Source organism: Paractinoplanes aksuensis, assembly GCF_024137025.1.
In the GTDB taxonomy this organism is placed as follows: domain Bacteria; phylum Actinomycetota; class Actinomycetes; order Mycobacteriales; family Micromonosporaceae; genus Actinoplanes; species Actinoplanes aksuensis.
The window spans coordinates 99,545-116,120 of record NZ_JAMYJR010000001.1 but is presented as its reverse complement, the minus strand read 5'-3'; the positions used below and the strand labels follow the sequence as shown (position 1 = coordinate 116,120).

Annotated in this window: 11 protein-coding genes and 1 pseudogene; 7 read left to right on the top strand and 5 right to left on the bottom strand. The window is 70.7% G+C overall.

All coding sequences use genetic code 11. The annotated features are described in order from the left end of the window. Positions 1-161: 161 nt before the first annotated feature. The 3 genes and pseudogenes from M1L60_RS00495 to M1L60_RS00485 form a co-directional block, all read left to right on the top strand. Positions 162-1,178 (top strand): annotated as a pseudogene (locus M1L60_RS00495) (aldose epimerase family protein); the annotation flags it as partial. Then, positions 1,176-2,027, top strand: a complete 852-nt coding sequence (locus M1L60_RS00490) for a sulfurtransferase (protein ID WP_253235484.1) — start codon at positions 1,176-1,178, stop codon at positions 2,025-2,027. The pseudogene M1L60_RS00495 and the gene M1L60_RS00490, both read left to right, overlap by 3 nt. Positions 2,028-2,031: 4 nt before the next feature. Next, positions 2,032-2,997 (top strand): D-2-hydroxyacid dehydrogenase family protein, encoded by a 966-nt coding sequence (locus M1L60_RS00485; protein ID WP_253235204.1) that lies wholly within the window; start codon positions 2,032-2,034, stop codon positions 2,995-2,997. Between the two features lie 7 nt (positions 2,998-3,004). Here M1L60_RS00485 and M1L60_RS00480 read toward each other — a convergent pair whose 3' ends face one another. After that, the gene (locus M1L60_RS00480; protein ID WP_253235203.1) at positions 3,005-4,510 is read right to left on the bottom strand and encodes a flotillin family protein; all 1,506 of its coding nucleotides are present in this window, start codon (positions 4,508-4,510) and stop codon (positions 3,005-3,007) included. Further along, the gene (locus tag M1L60_RS00475) at positions 4,511-5,059 is read right to left on the bottom strand and encodes an NfeD C-terminal domain-containing protein (RefSeq protein ID WP_253235202.1); all 549 of its coding nucleotides are present in this window, start codon (positions 5,057-5,059) and stop codon (positions 4,511-4,513) included. 444 nt (positions 5,060-5,503) lie between these two features. Here M1L60_RS00475 and M1L60_RS00470 point away from each other — a divergent pair, with 444 nt between their 5' ends. From M1L60_RS00470 to M1L60_RS00460, 3 genes are all read left to right on the top strand, one after another. Continuing rightward, positions 5,504-8,068, top strand: a complete 2,565-nt coding sequence (locus M1L60_RS00470) for a tetratricopeptide repeat protein (RefSeq protein WP_253235201.1) — start codon at positions 5,504-5,506, stop codon at positions 8,066-8,068. 27 nt (positions 8,069-8,095) lie between these two features. Continuing rightward, a complete protein-coding gene (locus M1L60_RS00465; protein ID WP_253235200.1) occupies positions 8,096-10,393 on the top strand; it encodes a glycoside hydrolase family 9 protein in 2,298 nt (765 codons plus the stop codon). Between the two features lie 242 nt (positions 10,394-10,635). Beyond that, entirely contained in the window at positions 10,636-10,896 is a 261-nt protein-coding gene (locus M1L60_RS00460) for a hypothetical protein (protein ID WP_253235199.1), read from the top strand. 654 nt (positions 10,897-11,550) lie between these two features. On the opposite strand, the gene M1L60_RS00455 is transcribed toward M1L60_RS00460, so the two are convergent. Beyond that, positions 11,551-12,285, bottom strand: a complete 735-nt coding sequence (locus M1L60_RS00455) for a Type 1 glutamine amidotransferase-like domain-containing protein (RefSeq protein ID WP_253235198.1) — start codon at positions 12,283-12,285, stop codon at positions 11,551-11,553. Positions 12,286-12,287: 2 nt separating this feature from the next. Further along, positions 12,288-12,884: a dihydrofolate reductase family protein gene (locus M1L60_RS00450; protein ID WP_253235197.1), complete on the bottom strand. Its 597-nt coding sequence runs from the start codon at positions 12,882-12,884 to the stop codon at positions 12,288-12,290. A 100-nt stretch (positions 12,885-12,984) separates the two neighbouring features. Here M1L60_RS00450 and M1L60_RS00445 point away from each other — a divergent pair, with 100 nt between their 5' ends. Next, a complete protein-coding gene (locus M1L60_RS00445; RefSeq protein ID WP_253235196.1) occupies positions 12,985-13,494 on the top strand; it encodes a winged helix-turn-helix transcriptional regulator in 510 nt (169 codons plus the stop codon). An 8-nt stretch (positions 13,495-13,502) separates the two neighbouring features. On the opposite strand, the gene M1L60_RS00440 is transcribed toward M1L60_RS00445, so the two are convergent. Continuing rightward, the gene (locus M1L60_RS00440; protein ID WP_253235195.1) at positions 13,503-16,463 is read right to left on the bottom strand and encodes a tetratricopeptide repeat protein; all 2,961 of its coding nucleotides are present in this window, start codon (positions 16,461-16,463) and stop codon (positions 13,503-13,505) included. Between the last annotated feature and the right edge of the window lie 113 nt (positions 16,464-16,576).

The following is a 16,576-nucleotide window of genomic DNA, read 5'->3' as shown; positions in this document are numbered from 1 at the left end:
ACGCAAAACGGGTTGACCGTGCCCCCGCCCCGAGCGCAGGGTGAAGCATGTTTGTCGACATCCTGCTCGGCACGCTCCTGGTCGTGAGCGCCTTGATCTCGATGGCCGCGTTGTCCCTGACGTCCGGCTATCGACATCATCGCCGCCACTAAAGTGGGGCGATGTCTGAGCGCTGGGGAACGGCCCCCGAAGGCCCTGTCGATCGTTACGTCCTGACCAACGGCAGCGGCATGCGGGTCGCCGTGCTCACGTACGGCGGGATCGTCCAGAGCGTGGAGGTGCCCGACCGGGCGGGCGTGACGGCCAACGTCGTTCTCGGGTTCGACCGGCTGCAGGGCTACCTCGACAACCCCGGCCCCTACTTCGGCGCCCTGATCGGCCGGTACGGCAATCGCATCGCGCGGGGCCGCTTCGAGCTCGACGGCACGACGCACGAGCTGCCGATCAACAACGGCCCGAACAGCCTGCACGGCGGCGCGACCGGCTTCGACCAGCGGATCTGGTCGGCCACCGGGACCGACGACTCGGTCGAGCTGCGGCTGGTCAGCCCCGACGGTGATCAGGGCTACCCCGGCGTCCTGACCGTGACCGTGCGCTACACCCTGACGGCCGGCAACGCCCTGCGGATCGACTATGAGGCCACCACCGACGCCCCGACCGTGGTCAACCTGACCAACCACAGCTACTTCAACCTCGGCGGCGAGGGCAGCGGCGACATCTACGGCCACCGGGTACGCCTCCACGCCACCCATTTCACTCCCGTGGGCCCCGACCTCATCCCCACCGGCGACCTGCTCCCGGTGGCGCGCACGCCGATGGACTTCCGCGAGCCGGTCGCCGTCGGCGAGCGCATCCGCACCGGCGACGACCAGCTGAGCCACGCCGGCGGGTACGACCACAACTGGATCATCGACCGCCCGGAGAGTGGCCTGAACACGGCGGCCGAAGTGACCGACCCGGTCAGCGGCCGCACCCTGACCGTCTCGACCACGGAGCCCGGCCTGCAGTTCTATTCGGGCAACTTCCTCGACGGCACGGTGATCGGCACGAGCGGGCGCCTCTACCGCCAGGGCGACGGCTTGGCCCTGGAGACCCAGCACTTCCCCGACTCCCCGAACCGGCCCGCCTTCCCGTCGACCGTGCTGCGCCCGGGCGAGACCTACCGCTCGACGACGGTGTGGCAGTTCGGCGTCGACCGGCGCGACGAGGTGCTGATCGACGGGGCCGAGCTGCACGACCGGCTGGCCGGCCCGGACGCGCCGGTGGTGCTCGACGTGCGGTGGGCGCTGGGCGACCCGCACGGGGCCGAGCACTACCGCGCGGGCCACATCCCGGGCGCCGTCTATGTCGACCTCGAATCCGAACTGGCCGGTCCGGTCGCTCCCGGCACCGGCCGCCACCCGCTGCCCGACCTCGAGAAATTCCAGGCCGACGTACGCCGCTGGGGCGTGACCCGCCGCGGCGGAGTCGTCGTCTACGACAACAGTGGCGGCCTCGCCGCGGCCCGCGCCTGGTGGCTGCTGCGCTGGGCGGGCGTCACCGACGTGCGGATCCTCGACGGCGGACTGGCCGCCTGGGCCGCCGACGGCCATTCCCAGGCCACCGGCGAGACCCCGCCGCACCCGGCGAGCGACATCGTCCTCGAGCCCGGCCGGCTCCCCACCCTGGACGCCGACGAGGCAGCCGAGCTGGCCCGGACGGGAACGCTGATCGATGCCCGGGCCGCCGAGCGCTACCGCGGCGAGGTCGAGCCGATCGACCCGCGGGCCGGGCACATCCCGGGCGCGGTCAGCCGGCCCACCGCGGACAACCTGGTCGGCGACCGGTTCCTGGCCACCGACGCGCTGCGGGCCCGCTTCGCCGGGCTGACCGGACCGGTCGGCGTCTACTGCGGTTCCGGGGTGACGGCCGCGCACGAGATTGCCGCGCTGGCCGTGGTCGGCATCGACGCGGCGCTGTACCCGGGCTCGTGGTCGCAGTGGTCGTCCGACCCGGACCGGCCGGCCGGGACCGGGCCACTACCGTGACAGCATGAAGATCGTGGTGCTGGACGACTACCAGCGGGTAGCTCGGGCGTACGGGGATTTCGGCTCGTTGCCGGGGGCCGACGTCGAGGTATTGCACGAGCACGTCGGCGACCAGGACGCGCTGGCCGACGCGCTGCGCGAGGCCGAGGTCGTGGTGGCCATGCGGGAGCGCACGGCGTTCCCGGCCGAGGTGTTCGAGCGGCTGCCCCGGCTGCGCCTGCTGGTCACCACCGGCATGGCCAACGCGGCCATCGACCTCGTCGCGGCCGGGCGGCACGGGGTCACGGTCACCGGCACCGTCATGTACGGGGCCACCAAGAGCTCCAACACGGCCGAGCTCACCTGGGCGCTGATCCTGGCCTGCCGCCGGCACGTCGTCACCGAGGACAGGGCCCTGCGCGACGGCCGCTGGCAGACCACCGTCGGCACCGACCTCGCGGGCAGCACCCTCGGCGTCCTGGGTCTGGGCCGGATGGGTACGCAGGTCGCGCGGATCGGGCAGGCCTTCGACATGCGCGTGATCGCCTGGAGCGAGAACCTCACCGCCGAACGGGCCGCCGAGGCCGGCGCGACCCTGGTCTCCCGCGACGAGTTCTTCGCGACCAGCGACGTGGTGACCGTGCACCTCAAGCTGAGCGAACGCACCACCGGCGTGATCGGCCCGGCCGAGCTGGCCGCCATGAAGCCGTCGGCGGTGCTGGTCAACACGTCCCGGGGCCCGATCGTGGACGAGGCCGCGCTGGTCGCCGCCCTGATCGCGGGCTCGATCGCCGGCGCCGGCCTGGACGTCTACAACGTCGAGCCGCTGCCGGCCGGCAACCCGCTGCGCGGCGCCCCCCGCACAGTGCTGCTGCCTCACCTCGGCTACGTCACCGAGAACGCCCTGCGCCACATGTACCAGCAGGTCGTCGAGGACATCGCGGCCTGGCGGGCCGGCGCGCCAGTACGGGTGCTGACGCCGCCGGCCTGACCGCCGGTCAGTCCTTCTTCTCGATCTCGGGGGTCGTGCCGTTCGCGGCCTGGGCCGCGCCCAGCTTGCTGAGCAGGGCCGACAGGTCGATGCCGGTCAGGTCGGTGCCCAGCTGCAGGCCCTGGGCCACGTTGTTGGCGACCGACTTGGTCAGCGACGAGGCGCCGTCGGTGGAGATGACGGTCATCTTGTCGATCGAGCCCATCGGGGCCGCGGCGGCCTCGACGACCTGGGGCAGCACCCGGACCAGCAGGTCGAGCACGGCAGCCTCGCCGTAGGCGGCGAACGCCTCGGCCTTGCGGGCCATCGCCTCGGCCTCGGCCCCGCCCTTGGCCAGGATGGCCGCGGCCTCGGCGGCGCCCTCGCGTTCGACCGCGTCGGCGATCGCGGTACGACGGCGCTGCTCGGCCTCGCCCTCCTTGGCGCCCTCGATCGCGTTGGCCTCGGCCAGCGCGGCCCGGCGGGCCCGCTCGCCCTCACCGGTCAGGCGGGCCTGCTCGGCCTGGGCCTGCGCGGCGGCGATCGTGGCCTGCCGCTGCGCGTCGGCGCCGAGCACGGCGGCGGCGCGGGCGGCCTCCGCCTCCTGCTCGACCTTGTAGCGCTGGGCGTCGGCCGGCTTGCGGACCTCGGTGTCGAGCTGACGCTGCTTGAGCTCGGCGTTCTGCTCGGCCACCTTCTGCTGCTCGGCCAGGATGGCCTGGTCGCGCTCGGCCTGCGCCAGCGGACCGGCCGCGGCCGACTTGGCCTTGGCCGCGTCGATCTCGGCCTGGATGCCGGCCTGCTTGAGCGACAGGTTGCGCTGGGCCTCGGCGATGGCCTCCTCGGCCAGCAGACGTTCCTGCTCGGCCTGCTGGCGGGCCCGGGCCTCGGCGATCGCCGCGTCCTTGAGGACGCGCGCGGCCTCGGGGCGTCCCAGGTCCTGCAGGTACGAGCCCTCGGCCACGATGTCCTGCAGCTGGAACGCGTCGAGCACCAGACCCTGGTTGGTCATGGAGTGCTCGGCCTCCTCGGCCACCGCGCTGGCGAACGCGGCCCGGTCCCGGATGATCTCTTCGATCGTGAGCCGGCCGACGATCGAGCGCAGCGCGCCCGCGAGCACCTCGCGGGTGAACTCCTCGATCTCGGCCTGCTGGTGCAGGAAGCGCTGGGCGGCGGCGCGGATGGCGCCCTCGTTGCCGCCCACCTTGACGATGGCCACGCCGTGCAGCTCGGCCCGGATGCCCTGTTTGGACACCGCGCCCCGGATGCTGACGTCGATGCGGCGGCTGGACAGGTCGAGCGACTGCAGCTTCTGGACGACCGGCAGCACGAACACCGAGGCGCCCATGACGACCTTCTGACCGGACAGGTCGGTGCTGCTCGTGCCGTCGGCCGACTGGGTCGTCCGGCCCTTGCGGCCGGTGATGATGAAGGCCTCGTTCGGGCCGGCCACTTTGATCCGGGACAGCACGAACAGGATGACCAGGATGACAAGAAGGACGGCGCCGCCGACGGCGATGAGCAGAGGGGACATCTAGACCTTTCCAGGGTGAGGGGTCTCGTCGACCCGGAGGGTTTCCTCGACGACGACGCTGGTGTCGGACGGCGCCTCGACCACGAAGACCTGAGCGCCGGCCGGGATGGCGTGCTGGGCGCGGGCGTACAGCTTGACCGGCTGCCCGCCGAGCCGGATGCGCACCTCGCCGTAGCCGGTTCCGGCCGGCACGGAGGTGACGATGACGCCGAGCGTGCCGACCAGGTCCTGCCGGGTCGGGGTGGCGTCGGTGGGCATGGTCCGGGCAGCCCGCGACAGGCGCAGGGCCAACCAGGCGGTGGGTACGGCGGCCACGAGCCCGACGGCGGAGGCCGCAGCGATCAGACCGGCGCTGTCACCACCCAGGAGCTCGGCCGCGATGGCCCCGGCGAAGCCGAACGCCCCCAGGAACCCGGCGACCACCTCGAGCGAGACCGGCCCGTCGCCGAAGTGCAGAAAACTCATCAGCTCGCCACCGAGCAGGGCCAGCGCGAGCACCACCACACCGACGGCGCCGATCACCAGAAAAACCACGGTCGCCGTCGCCATCGGCCCGCCTCCCCACCCCGAATACCGAGGTCAGGGTAGTGCATCGAGGCCAGTGAGGATTTGCCGGACATTGTCTTCCTGGGCTCGTGACTCTGTTGCTGCACGGGGTGCTCGCGCTGATCGCGCTGGCGGCGGTCGTCGCTCTCCGGGAACGGGGGGCGATGTCGTCATCAGCCCCGGTCGCGGCGGCGTTCTCTGACCCGACGGAAAAGTCGATCGGCCCCGGCGGCCTGAGAGGGCGCCGGGGCCGATCGTCTGTGACTGGCCTGCCAAGGACGCTGAGTTCCTTGACCCCCGTGGCCAGTGTCGCTCGTCGTTGAGCAAGCTCTGCGAACGAGTCTCCGGCCTCCGGGGGCGGCGCGTCCGAAGTCTGGACGAATTTGGACGGCAGTCAACTTGGGCCTAGTTTCGAGAGCCGTCGATCGCCGAGAAGAGGAGTGAGCGATGCCCTCGTTCGCCGAGTTGCCCGATCCGGCCCAGGCGGGCTCGTCCGATGAGCTGGTCGAGCGGTTGCGCCTGCTCAAGGCGTGGGCGGGCGACCCCTCGTACGAAATGATCAAGGACCGGGTCAATGCCGCCTGGACCGCGGCGGGGCGGCCGCCGAGTGAGCTGGCCCGGCGGTCGACGGTGGCCAACGTGTTCGCGCCGGGGCGCCGCCGGTTCAATCCCGACCTGGTCATCGCCGTGGTCGAGGCGCTGCACCCCGAGGTCGGCTATGTGAACCAGTGGGCGCAGGCGCTGCGCGTGGTCGGCGGCGAGGCCGACCCGGTGGCCCAGGTGCGGGTGTGGGATTCGCTGCCGCCCGATCTCGACGCGTTCACCGGCCGGGCCGAAGAGCTCGACCGATTGCGTACGGCGATGCGCGCGGGCGACGCGGTCGTGATCTCGGCCATCGAGGGCATGGCCGGCGTCGGCAAGACGCAGCTGGCCGTGCACGCCGGGCACCGGATGGTGCGCGAAGAGGCAGTCGACCGGGTTCTGTTCGTGAATCTGCGCGGCTTCCACCCGGACAGCGCGCAGCCACCGGCCGACCCGGGCGCGGTGCTGGACGGTTTCCTGCGTCTGCTCGGCGTGCCGGGTCAGCAGATCCCGCCCGGTCTCGAGGCCCGCGCCGCCGCCTACCGCGACCGGCTCGCCGGGTCCCGCACGCTGGTGGTGCTCGACAACGCGGCCACGGCCGATCAGGTACGCCCGCTGCTGCCCGGCGTCGCGGGCTGCCCGACCCTGGTCACGAGCCGCCGCAACCTGGCCGAGCTGGAGCCGGCGACCCAGCTCGCGGTCGACGCGTTCACTCCGGACGAGGCGCTGGCCTTCCTCACGAGCACGCTGGCCGGCCTGCCCGTCGGCACCGACCCCGGCGCGGCGGGCCGGATCGCGCGGCGCGCCGGTCACCTACCGCTGGCGCTGAGCCTGATCGCCGGGCACATCCTGGGCACCACGGGCTGGACGCTGACCGATCACGCCGACCGGCTCGACGAGCGGCACCGCGCGCGGCGGCTCGACTCCGGCGTGGAGCTCGCGCTCGACCTGTCGTACCAGGGACTCCCCCACGACCAGCAGCGGCTCTTCCGGCTGGCCGCGCTGCATCCCGGACAGGACTTCGACGTGTACGCGGCGGCCGCGCTGGCCGGGACCGGGCAGGCCGCCACGCAGGCGCTGCTCGACCGGCTCGGCCACGACCACCTGCTGCAGCCGGCCGGGCCGGGGCGGTACACGTTCCACGACCTCGTGCGCGCCTACGCGGTGACCCGGGCCCAGGATCAAGACCCTCCACCCGTACGCCGGAAGGCTTTGACCCGGCTCTTCGACTACTACCTGGTGGCGGCTGCGGCGGCGATGAACGCGTTGCACCCGGCCGAGACGCACCGGCGCCCGCCGGTCGAGCCCGTGGACACGCCGGCGCCCGATCTGGCCGACCCCGAGGCGGCCGCGGCCTGGCTCGAGACCGAACGGCCGACGCTGGTCGCCGTGGCCGCGCACACCGCCGCCCACGACTGGCCCGGGCACACCACCAGGCTGGCCCGCGTGCTCTACCGCTACCTGCAGGGGGCCGACAACAACGACGCGCTGGCCGTGCACGGCCACGCCCTCGACGCCACCCGCGACAGCGGGGACCTGGCCGGGCAGGGGCACGCGCTGATCGGCATCGCCATCGTCCACCTGCGCCGCGGCGAGACCGGGCGCGGAGCCGGCCTGATGCGCGACGCCGTCGACCTGTTCCGACAGGTCGGCGATCCGCTCTGGGAGGCGGTGGCGCTGCACAACCTGGGCATGCTGGCCGACCGCTCGGAGGACTACAAGACGGCGATCGACCATTGGGAACGAGCCCTGGCGCTGGTCCGGACGGTGGGCGACCAGTCGGCCGAGGCCCAGACCCTGAACGTGCTCGGCATCGCGATGGAGCGGGCGGGCCGGTTCGTCGAGGCCATCGGCTACTGCCGGGACGCGCTCACGCTGGCCCGCGCGAGCGGCAACGAGCACGGCACGGCGTTCGTGCTGAACACGCTGGGCACGGTCGAGCTGACCTCGGGCCGGCCCGAGGACGCGGGCGAGCACCTGCGGGAGGCGCTGGCCATCTTCCAGCGGGTCGGCAGCCGGGCCGGCGAGGCGACGGTGCTGGACAGCCTGGGCCTGCTGCACACCCGGCTCGAGCAGCCGGAGCAGGCGGTCGACTATCACGAGCAGGCACTGGTCATCGTCCGCGAGATCGGAGATCAGGACGGCGAGACCCACGTGCGCAACGGTCTCGGGGCGGCCACACTGGCTGCCGCCCGGCCGGCGGACGCGCTCGTTCATTTCACGGCGGCCCAGTCGCTGGCCGAGAAATTGGGCGTACGAGGTCAGTTGGCCGAGGCGTTGGCCGGGCTCGGCCGAGCCCATCAGGCGCTGGGCGCGACCGCCTCGGCGCGCGAACACTATTCCCGGGCCCGGGACCTCTACGCCGAGTTCGACACCGCGGCGGCGGCCGAGATGGAAAAGCACCTGGACTCTGGGAGCGCTCCCATGTAACGATGTGGGTCAATACCGGAGGTGCCCATGAAACTGCGCGCCGTGTTGGCCGTCCTCGTTCTTGTTCTGGTCGGGCTCGCGGCGCCGGCCGGTGCCGCCGCCGCGCCTGCCTACAGCTATGGGGAGGCGCTGCAGAAGTCACTGTTCTTCTATGAGGCACAGGTGTCGGGCAAAAAGCCGACCTGGAACCGGGTGTCGTGGCGGGGTGACTCGGCGATGCGCGACGGGGCGGATGTCGGGCTCGACCTGACCGGAGGCTGGTTCGACGCCGGCGACCACGTGAAGTTCGGGCTGCCGATGGCGTTCACGACCACGATGCTGGCGTGGGGTGCGGTCGAGAACCGGGCCGCCTACGCCGATTCGGGGCAGCTGACCCACCTGCTCAACAACCTGCGGGTGCCTAATGACTACTTCATCAAGGCGCATCCGTCGGCCAATGTGCTCTATGGGCAGGTGGGCAAGGGCGACGACGACCACAAATGGTGGGGGCCGGCCGAAGTGATGCCGATGGCCCGGCCCGCGTACAAAATCGACGCGTCGTGCGGCGGGACCGAACTGGCGGCCGAGACGGCAGCGGCCATGGCGGCGAGTTCGCTGGTCTTCCGGCCGACTGACCCTTCGTACGCGGAAACGCTTTTGACCCATGCCAAGCAGCTGTATGCGTTCGCCGACAACGTGCGAAAGAGCTACCACGAGTGCATCACCGACGCCACGGCGTTCTATCGGTCGTGGAGCGGCTATGCCGACGAACTCGTGTGGGGTGCGATCTGGCTGCACCGGGCCACGGGGGACGCGTCGTACCTGGCCAAGGCCGAGGCGGGATACGACGCGCAGGGCAACGAGAACCAGACGAACACCAAGATGTACAAGTGGACGATCTCGTGGGACAACAAGCAGTACGGCAATTACGTGCTGCTGGCCCGGCTCACCGGCAAGCAGAAATACGTGGACGACGCCAACCGCTGGCTGGACTGGTTCACGGTCGGCGTGAACGGCGAAAAGGTGCGCACGTCGCCGGGCGGAATGGTCGTGGTCGACACCTGGGGTGCGTTGCGGTACGCGGCTAATACTGCGTTCGTGGCGCTGGTCCATAGTGACGGGTTGGCGGACGCCACGCGGAAGCAGCGGTATCACGACTTCGCGGTGAAACAGATCGACTACGCGCTGGGGGCCAATCCTCGGAACGCCAGCTATGTCATCGGGTTCGGGAACGGGTCGCCGAAGAACCCGCACCACCGGACGGCACACGGGTCGTGGTGGGACAGCCAGCAGGTGCCGGTGGAGACTCGGCATGTGCTCTACGGGGCGCTGGTGGGTGGTCCGTCGGCGCCGGACGACAAGTACACCGACAGCCGGGGCGACTACGTGATGAACGAAGTCGCCACCGATTACAACGCTGGTTTCACGTCGGCGTTGGCGCGGCTCTACGGCGAATACGGGGGTGCGCCGGCCGCTGGTTTCCCGGCTGCCGTGGTGCCGGACATTCCGGAGCTGTCGGTCGAGACGACGGTTATGCAGAACGAGACGCGGTCGACCGGTGTGAAGGTGGTCGTCTACAACAAGTCGGCGTTTCCAGCGCGGGCGTTGACGGCCGGGAAGTTCCGTTACTACTTCACGCGGGACGGGGATGCGGCTTTGACTGTGTCGTCGCCCTATACGCAGGGCTGCCCGGGGCCGACGGCGGCGAAACAGTATTCGGGGAACGTCTGGTACGTCGAGGTGGATTGTGCGGGGTATTCGATCGCGCCGGCCGGACAGTCCGCGCATCGCATGGAGGTCCAGCTGAAGATCGGCGTGGTCGAGGGCGGGACGTGGGACCCGACCAACGATCCGTCCTATCAGGTCGCCGCAGGGCCCAACACGGGTGTGACTTTGTATGACGGTCCTACCCGGGTGTGGGGTGCGGAGCCGGGGACTTCCGAGCCGCCGTCGCCGTCGCCCTCCCCGTCACCGACACCTACGCCGACGCCGACACCTACGCCGACGCCGACGCCGACGCCGACGCCGACGCAGCCTGCGGGCTGCCGTGTGGCCTACGCGACGAATGATTGGAGCAACGGGTTCACCGCAACGGTCACCATCACCAACGGCCCGACAGCACTGACCAACTGGGCGCTGACTTTCCCGTACGCGGCGGGCCAGAAGGTCACTCAGGCCTGGTCGGCCAGCGTGACCCAGTCGGGCTCACAGGTCACCGCCACCAACACATCCTGGAACGGCGGGTTGGCCCCGGGCGCGACGGTCAGTTTCGGCTTGAACGCCACCCACACCGGCAGCAACCCACGCCCGACCTCGTTCACCCTCAACGGCACAGCCTGCGGATGAAGCCTGCTCGCTTCGCTCATTTTTCGGCACTGATTGGTTGTCTGGATCTCACGTGACACCCAGCTTGTCTGGGCATCGCGGACAACCCAGCTAGTCCAGGTCTCACGGACAGCCAACTTGTCCGGGGTCTCACGGACAGCCAACTTGTCCGGGGTCTCACGGACAGCCAGCTTGTCCGGGGTCTTACGGACAGCCAGGTTGTCCGGGGTCTCGCCGGACAACTAACAGAGTCGGGAGTGAGCATGCGAACCAGAACCGTCGTCGGTCTCGCCATCGCGGGCGGCACCGCCGCCGTAGCCATGGGATTCGGCGGAACAGCCTTGGCGGCCGGCCCGGAACAGGCCGACCCCGCAGTCCAGGTAACCGTCGACAACGGCCGCGCAGCAACACCGGACAGCGACACCGGCCCCGCCGTGGCCACCGACCGAGACTGCCCAGAAAAGGACGGCTCCTCCGGCCCCGAGTCAGGCACCGGCTCGCCGGCCGCCGACCAGGCCCTCTAACCACCGGGCCGGCTCGGAACCCGACACGACGCCGAAGTTCCGAGCCGGCCACCCACAACTCAACCCCACCAAACCCAGCGGCCCCGCAGCCGGAGCCGTGATTGAATTGCCCGGCGGACCGGAGGTCGGAGGCCGAAGCGGCTCACCACGCCGGAGCGCCGTCGGGCTCTGCCCAGCGAGCGGCAGACTGCGGCGGATTCAGCCCCGCCGGTCCAGGTTCGGCGAAGAGCGCACGTCGTCGTCGCGCCGTCGACGGCCGGCCCGACCATATGAATCAAGCCCCGGTGGGCACATGCCGGCTTTCCCGGAACACCAAAGCCCGCCCGTGCAGCCGCCACCACGGCGGAAACAATCCCCCCGGCCAGCAATTTCCTTTCCTGACCTACGAGCCGGCCTGCAGCGAACCGCCGCACCAACCCGATCCAGCCCTCAGCGACCCACCACGCCGAGCCGGCGAGCCGGGCCGGCGAACCGCCGCACCAACCGGGCCCAGCGGCCCGCCGCGCCAGCATGACCCAGCCGCGAACGGACGCAGTGTGCCGGACCGGCGGGCGCGCCCGTTGACTCAAGCTGCCGGGACTGCGAGTCGGCGGAGCGGCGGTGATCTGCGGGTGTTCGCCGCGGCCGCCCGGGTGTCGGTGGAGGTGGGTGTGGTCAGGAGTGGAACAACTTCCAGTGGCCCTCGGAGACGACCTGGGGTTTGCCGTTGTTGACGACTACGGCGGAGTTGTCGTCGATGGCGTAGGTGGGGTGCGGGATGTGGGCGGCCCACTTCTCGGCGTTGGCGAGAGAGGCGTCGGGGTGGTCGGGGTGGTCCAGGTGCGGGATCACGGCGAAGTCGACCAGGCCTACGCCCTGGGCGGTGACCAGGAGTCGGTCGACGTCGCCGTCGGGGGTGGCGAAGACGACCTGCTCGGACTTCGAAGGACGGTCGACGCCGCGTGGGGGTTCGGTGTAGGTCTCGACGAACGTGGGCGCGGCGGCCATAGCCCCGGCGCTCACCCCCACGTACACGGAATCGGAACTCAGTGTCGGCAGCAGGTCGGCCAAACCGGAGCGGTGCATCCAGCCGGCCAGGAACATCGGGTCGCCGCCCCAGAACAGCAGGGCGTCAGCCTCGCGGACTGTCGGCACCCAGGCTTGCTCATCGATAGTCGATAGCGCCGTGAGTTCGAGGATGCCCAGCGACTTCCAGCCCAGTTCGGCCAGGCGGAAACGACCCTGGCCGCTCACCGCCCGGTAGGCCAGGGCCGGACCGCCGGGGAACGGGTAGATCGCGGTCGGAATGATCAGCGCATCGGACTCGGCGATCGGCTTGCCGAGCAGGTCGACCAGCGCGTTCTCGATGGTGCGGTTCTTGATTCCGGCCGAGGTCAGCAGCGCTTTCATGGTCAGCCCTCGAACTTGTACGTGATGTGTGTGACCAGGGACGCGCTGCGTGACGAGACCTGCCGCAGCGTCTGGGGCGCGACGCCGTCGAAGAGACGCGGGCCGGCGCCGACGGTCACCGGGGCGATGTGCAGGCGGAGCTCGTCGATCAGGCCGGCCGCCAGGAACTGGTTGATCGTGGTGGCGCCGCCGGCAATCGCGATGGTGCCGTCGGAGGTCGTCTCGACCGCGCGCTTCAACGCCTCTTCGACGCCCCCGGTGACGAAGTGGAACGTCGTGCCGCCCTGCATAGGCAGATCGTCACGCTCGTGATGAGTCAGAACGAAGACCGGTTTGTGGTACGGAGGATCCTCGCCCCACCAGCCACGCCACTCCGGATCCCAGGCGCCACGGCCGGGACTGAACATGTTGCGGCCCATGATGAAGGCGTCGGCGGCGGTGATCGCGGCCAGTTCTTCGCTGTTCTCATCGGGCGTCTCGAACATCCACCGGTGCAGCTGGTCGACCGGGCCGTCGCCGAACGGGCTGTCGAGCCGCTGGTTCACACCCGCGGAGTAGCCGTCGACTGAGATGGCCAGGTCAGCGGTGATGTACGGCACGGCGGCCTCCCTGTTTAACCGGTTGCTGTCTGCAACTGGTTAGCACAGTAGGACCAACCGGTTGTAGGCTGCAAGCGGTTGGACGGAAGGATGTTTGAAAGTGGCTGTCGATAATCGATCGGGGTGTCCGATCAACCTGTCGCTCGAGGTGCTCGGGGACAAGTGGTCGCTGCTGATCATCCGCGACATGATGTTCGGCAACCGCCGTCACTTCCGGGCCCTGCTCACCGAGTCGGAAGAGGGCATCGCGTCCAACATCCTGGCCGACCGGCTCTCGCGGCTGACCGCCCTCGGCATGATCACTTTCGCGCCCGACCCGTCGCACAAGCAGCGCATCCGGCTCAGCCTCACCGAGCCCGCCATCCAACTCGTGCCGGTCCTGGCCCACCTCGGCGCATGGGGCCGCCGGCACCTCCCGGTCACCCCCGAGTTGGCCATCCGAGCCGAACTACTCGAACGCGGCGGCCAGCCTCTGTGGGACGACTTCATGGACGAGCTGCGCGAGCAACATCTGGGCCTCCCCCGCCCACCAGGAACCCCCTCGGTGCTACAGCAACTGACCGACGCCTACTTCGCCGAACTGGCCAAAACCACCCCGCGCTCGGCGTAACAGCAGCCCTACTGCGGCAGATCGGGCACAGGCAGTCCCAGTTCGGCCATGAGCGCCCGTGCGCGCTCCTCGTGGTCGCGTCCCTCGGCGGTCGGCCCCAGCACACGGGCCAGACCGCGATGAGCACGCGCCTGCTGATCCCGAGCCCCGACTTCCTCAGCCAACAACAAGGCCGCCCGATAGTGAGCGACGGCTTCGGACACCCGGCCACGCACCGCGTCCGCCCCACGATGACCAACGCCATCAGTCGCACCGTCACTCATCAAAAGACCGTCACCGGCGGGCGGGGTGTGCGCTTGGCGTGAGGCATGGTCGGTCGAAGTCAGCGTGGCATCACCCGAGCCGCCGGGCAGGATGGGCGCGTCACGCGGGACCTCGGCGGTCGAAGTCAGCGTGGCATCACCCGAGCCGCCGGGTGGGGTGGGTGCGTCGGGTGAGAGCCGGTCGGTGGTGGTGAGGGTGGCTTCGGCCAGGCCGTTGTGTGTCCAGGACTCGCCGTCGCGGTCGCCGGCTTTTTGGAAGAGGGCCAAGGCTCGTACCAAATAATTGGTTGCCGGGGTTGTTCGGCCGAGCTGGGTTTGGGCGGCTCCGAGGCCGTAGAGCGCCCAGGCTTCGCCGGATTCGTTGCCCAAGGATTGGAACAGGGTCAGCGAGCGTTCGTGGTGGGCGGTGGCGGTGTGGGGGTGGCCGCGAGCTGTTTCGACTGAGCCCAGGTTGTCGAGGTTTTGCGCTTGTCCGGTGCGGTCGCCGAGGGACTGGGACAGGGCTACGGCCGAGGACAGGTGTTCGGCTGCGGCGTCGTACCGGCCCAGTCTTTCTTCGACTGAGCCCAGGTTGCCCAGGGCTCGCGCTTCGCCGGCCGGGTCGCCGGCGTCGCGGAACGTGCGCATCGCGCCTGCGTAATAGTCGGCGGCGGATGCGTAGTGGGCCAATCGCGCGTCGACGTTGCCCAGGTTGGCCAGGGCGCGGGCCTGGCCGAGCAGGTCGCCGGCCCGCAGGAACAGGTCGAGCGAACGCCTCAGATACTCGCCGGCCTCGTCGTAGCGGCCGAGCCGGCTGTGGGTGGTGCCGTAGCCGAGTACCGCCTGGGCCTGGGCGGCCAGGTCCTCGAGCGCCTCGGCGGCGGCCTGGGCGTGGCCGTGAATGGTCAGCGCGTCGCTGTAGTGGCCGCCGTCCAGGTAGCGGAACAGCGTGCCGGAGAGGCGCAGCGTTTGTTCAGGCCAGCCGGATGTCGCGGCGACCGCGGTCAGCTCGGAGCGCTCGGTGTCGAGCCAGATTCGGGCCTGTTCGGGGGTGCTCAGGGCGGGCTGGGCGTGAGCGATCTCGGGGACCTTGGGGCGGCGCTGTTTCTCGGCCGGGTGCAGGCTGTCCATGGCGGCGGCCGCGGTCGCCACGAAGTAGTCGAACAGCCGGGTGCGAGCGGCCCGGCGTTCGGACGGGCTGTCCTCGTCGGCGCCGGCCTCCAGCGCGTACGCGTGGACGAGGTCGTGGAAGCCGTACCGGCCGGGGCGGCGCGTGAGCAGCAGGTGGTCGTCGGCAAGGCTCCGCAGGTGCGCGGCTACGTCGTGCGGCTCGGCCTCGGCCAGGGCGGCCGCCGCGTACGGGTCGAGGTCCTGGCCCGGATGCAGCGCGACCAGCCGCAGCAGCCGTTGCCGGTCGGGCGGCAGCCCCTGGTACGACAGGCGCAGCGCGAGCTCGACCCCGGTCTCGAGCCGGCGGTCGCGACGCTTCTGATCGAGGCGGTCGGCGTGATCGAACAGCGTCCAGCCGGGCCGCGCCCGCACGTGGCTCGACACCAGCCCGAGCGCCAGAGGCAAATACCCACAGTGCTCAGCGATACGAGCGAGGGCTGTGGCATCGTCGGGGTCCAAGCTTCCCGGGTACGAGCCGTCCGAGTCCAGCCTGGCCCCGTGCGAGTCGTCGGCGATCGGGCGTGCCGCGCGCTGCTCGTTTGGGCTTCGGGTTCCCGCGTGCGGGAGGTCCGGTCCGGAGCTCGCCACTTGCGACCCGTCAACTCTCAGATCTGCCGCGTGCCCGCCGTCGAGTCTCGGGCTTCTGACCTGCGAGCCGTCCGGTTCCAGGGCAGCCGTATGCGAGTCGCCGGGGAGCGGGTTGCCGGCTTGGGACAGGAAGGCTCGGGCTTCGTCGGGGGTGAACACGCTCAAGGTGAGGCGGGTGGACGCGGCCAGGGTGGCCAGGCTGCGGCGGCTCGTGACCAGGGTGCGGACGCCCGGGGCGTCGGGTAGCAGCGGGCGTACCTGTTGGTCGTCGGCGGCGTTGTCGAGGACTATCAGCGCCCGGCGGTGGGCCAAGTGGTCCCGGAAGGCGGCGGCTCGAGCTGTCAGGTCGTGCGGGATCCGACGGGCCGGTAGGCCGAGCAGCTGCAGGAGGCTGTCGAGAACCGCGGAGGGGTCGGCCGGTGGTTGCGCCGGGTCGATGTGGAAGCCACGCAGGTCGACGAACAGGACATGGTCGTACGGGTGGTCGGCCGCGAGCAGGTGGGCGGCGTGGACGGCCAGTTGTGTCTTACCGACGCCGGCCATGCCCTCGATCGTGGCCAGGCCGGCCGGGTCGCGGCGCAGCTGGGACAGCTCGGCTGCGCGTCCGGTGAACTCGGGTGGGTCGGCAGGCAGGGCATCCTGCGTACGCACCTGGGCCGCGGCCCGCGTCTCGCCGGCGACCACGCGCAGAGCCTGGCGCCACTGGGCTACGTAGCCGCGGTCGGGCCGCAGCGCGCGCACCACGGCGATGAACAGGTCGTTGTCCACGCGCCGGCGGCCGCTGCGGAAGCAGTCGCTGACCGTGGCCCTCTTGGCCGGGCGCTCGCTGTTCACCCGTTCCGTGATCAGCTCGTACGACGGGTTGCCGGCCCAGGCCTTCAAGGCGCGCAGCAGGGTGGTGAGGTCGTCGAGGCTGCGGGCCGGGGCCGGATCCGGCAGCGTGGCCGGGTCGCTGTGCGGCGAGGTCATGAACCACCAGGTGTGAGCGGACGGTAGCTGTCCCTCACGGTCTACTGGGGATTCCTCCGTGGCGACAACACCAGTGACGCCATCGCGACTACGACTGCCCGAACGGCCCCCGA

What these genes read in the sequence shown, in the direction of transcription:
- M1L60_RS00485 (WP_253235204.1), top strand. Translation starts at nt 2,032, where the DNA reads ATGAAGATCGTGGTGCTGGACGACTACCAGCGGGTAGCTCGGGCGTAC.
- M1L60_RS00480 (WP_253235203.1), bottom strand. Translation starts at nt 4,510, where the DNA reads ATGTCCCCTCTGCTCATCGCCGTCGGCGGCGCCGTCCTTCTTGTCATC.
- M1L60_RS00475 (WP_253235202.1), bottom strand. Translation starts at nt 5,059, where the DNA reads ATGGCGACGGCGACCGTGGTTTTTCTGGTGATCGGCGCCGTCGGTGTG.
- M1L60_RS00470 (WP_253235201.1), top strand. Translation starts at nt 5,504, where the DNA reads ATGCCCTCGTTCGCCGAGTTGCCCGATCCGGCCCAGGCGGGCTCGTCC.
- M1L60_RS00465 (WP_253235200.1), top strand. Translation starts at nt 8,096, where the DNA reads ATGAAACTGCGCGCCGTGTTGGCCGTCCTCGTTCTTGTTCTGGTCGGG.
- M1L60_RS00460 (WP_253235199.1), top strand. Translation starts at nt 10,636, where the DNA reads ATGCGAACCAGAACCGTCGTCGGTCTCGCCATCGCGGGCGGCACCGCC.
- M1L60_RS00455 (WP_253235198.1), bottom strand. Translation starts at nt 12,285, where the DNA reads ATGAAAGCGCTGCTGACCTCGGCCGGAATCAAGAACCGCACCATCGAG.
- M1L60_RS00440 (WP_253235195.1), bottom strand. Translation starts at nt 16,463, where the DNA reads ATGACCTCGCCGCACAGCGACCCGGCCACGCTGCCGGATCCGGCCCCG.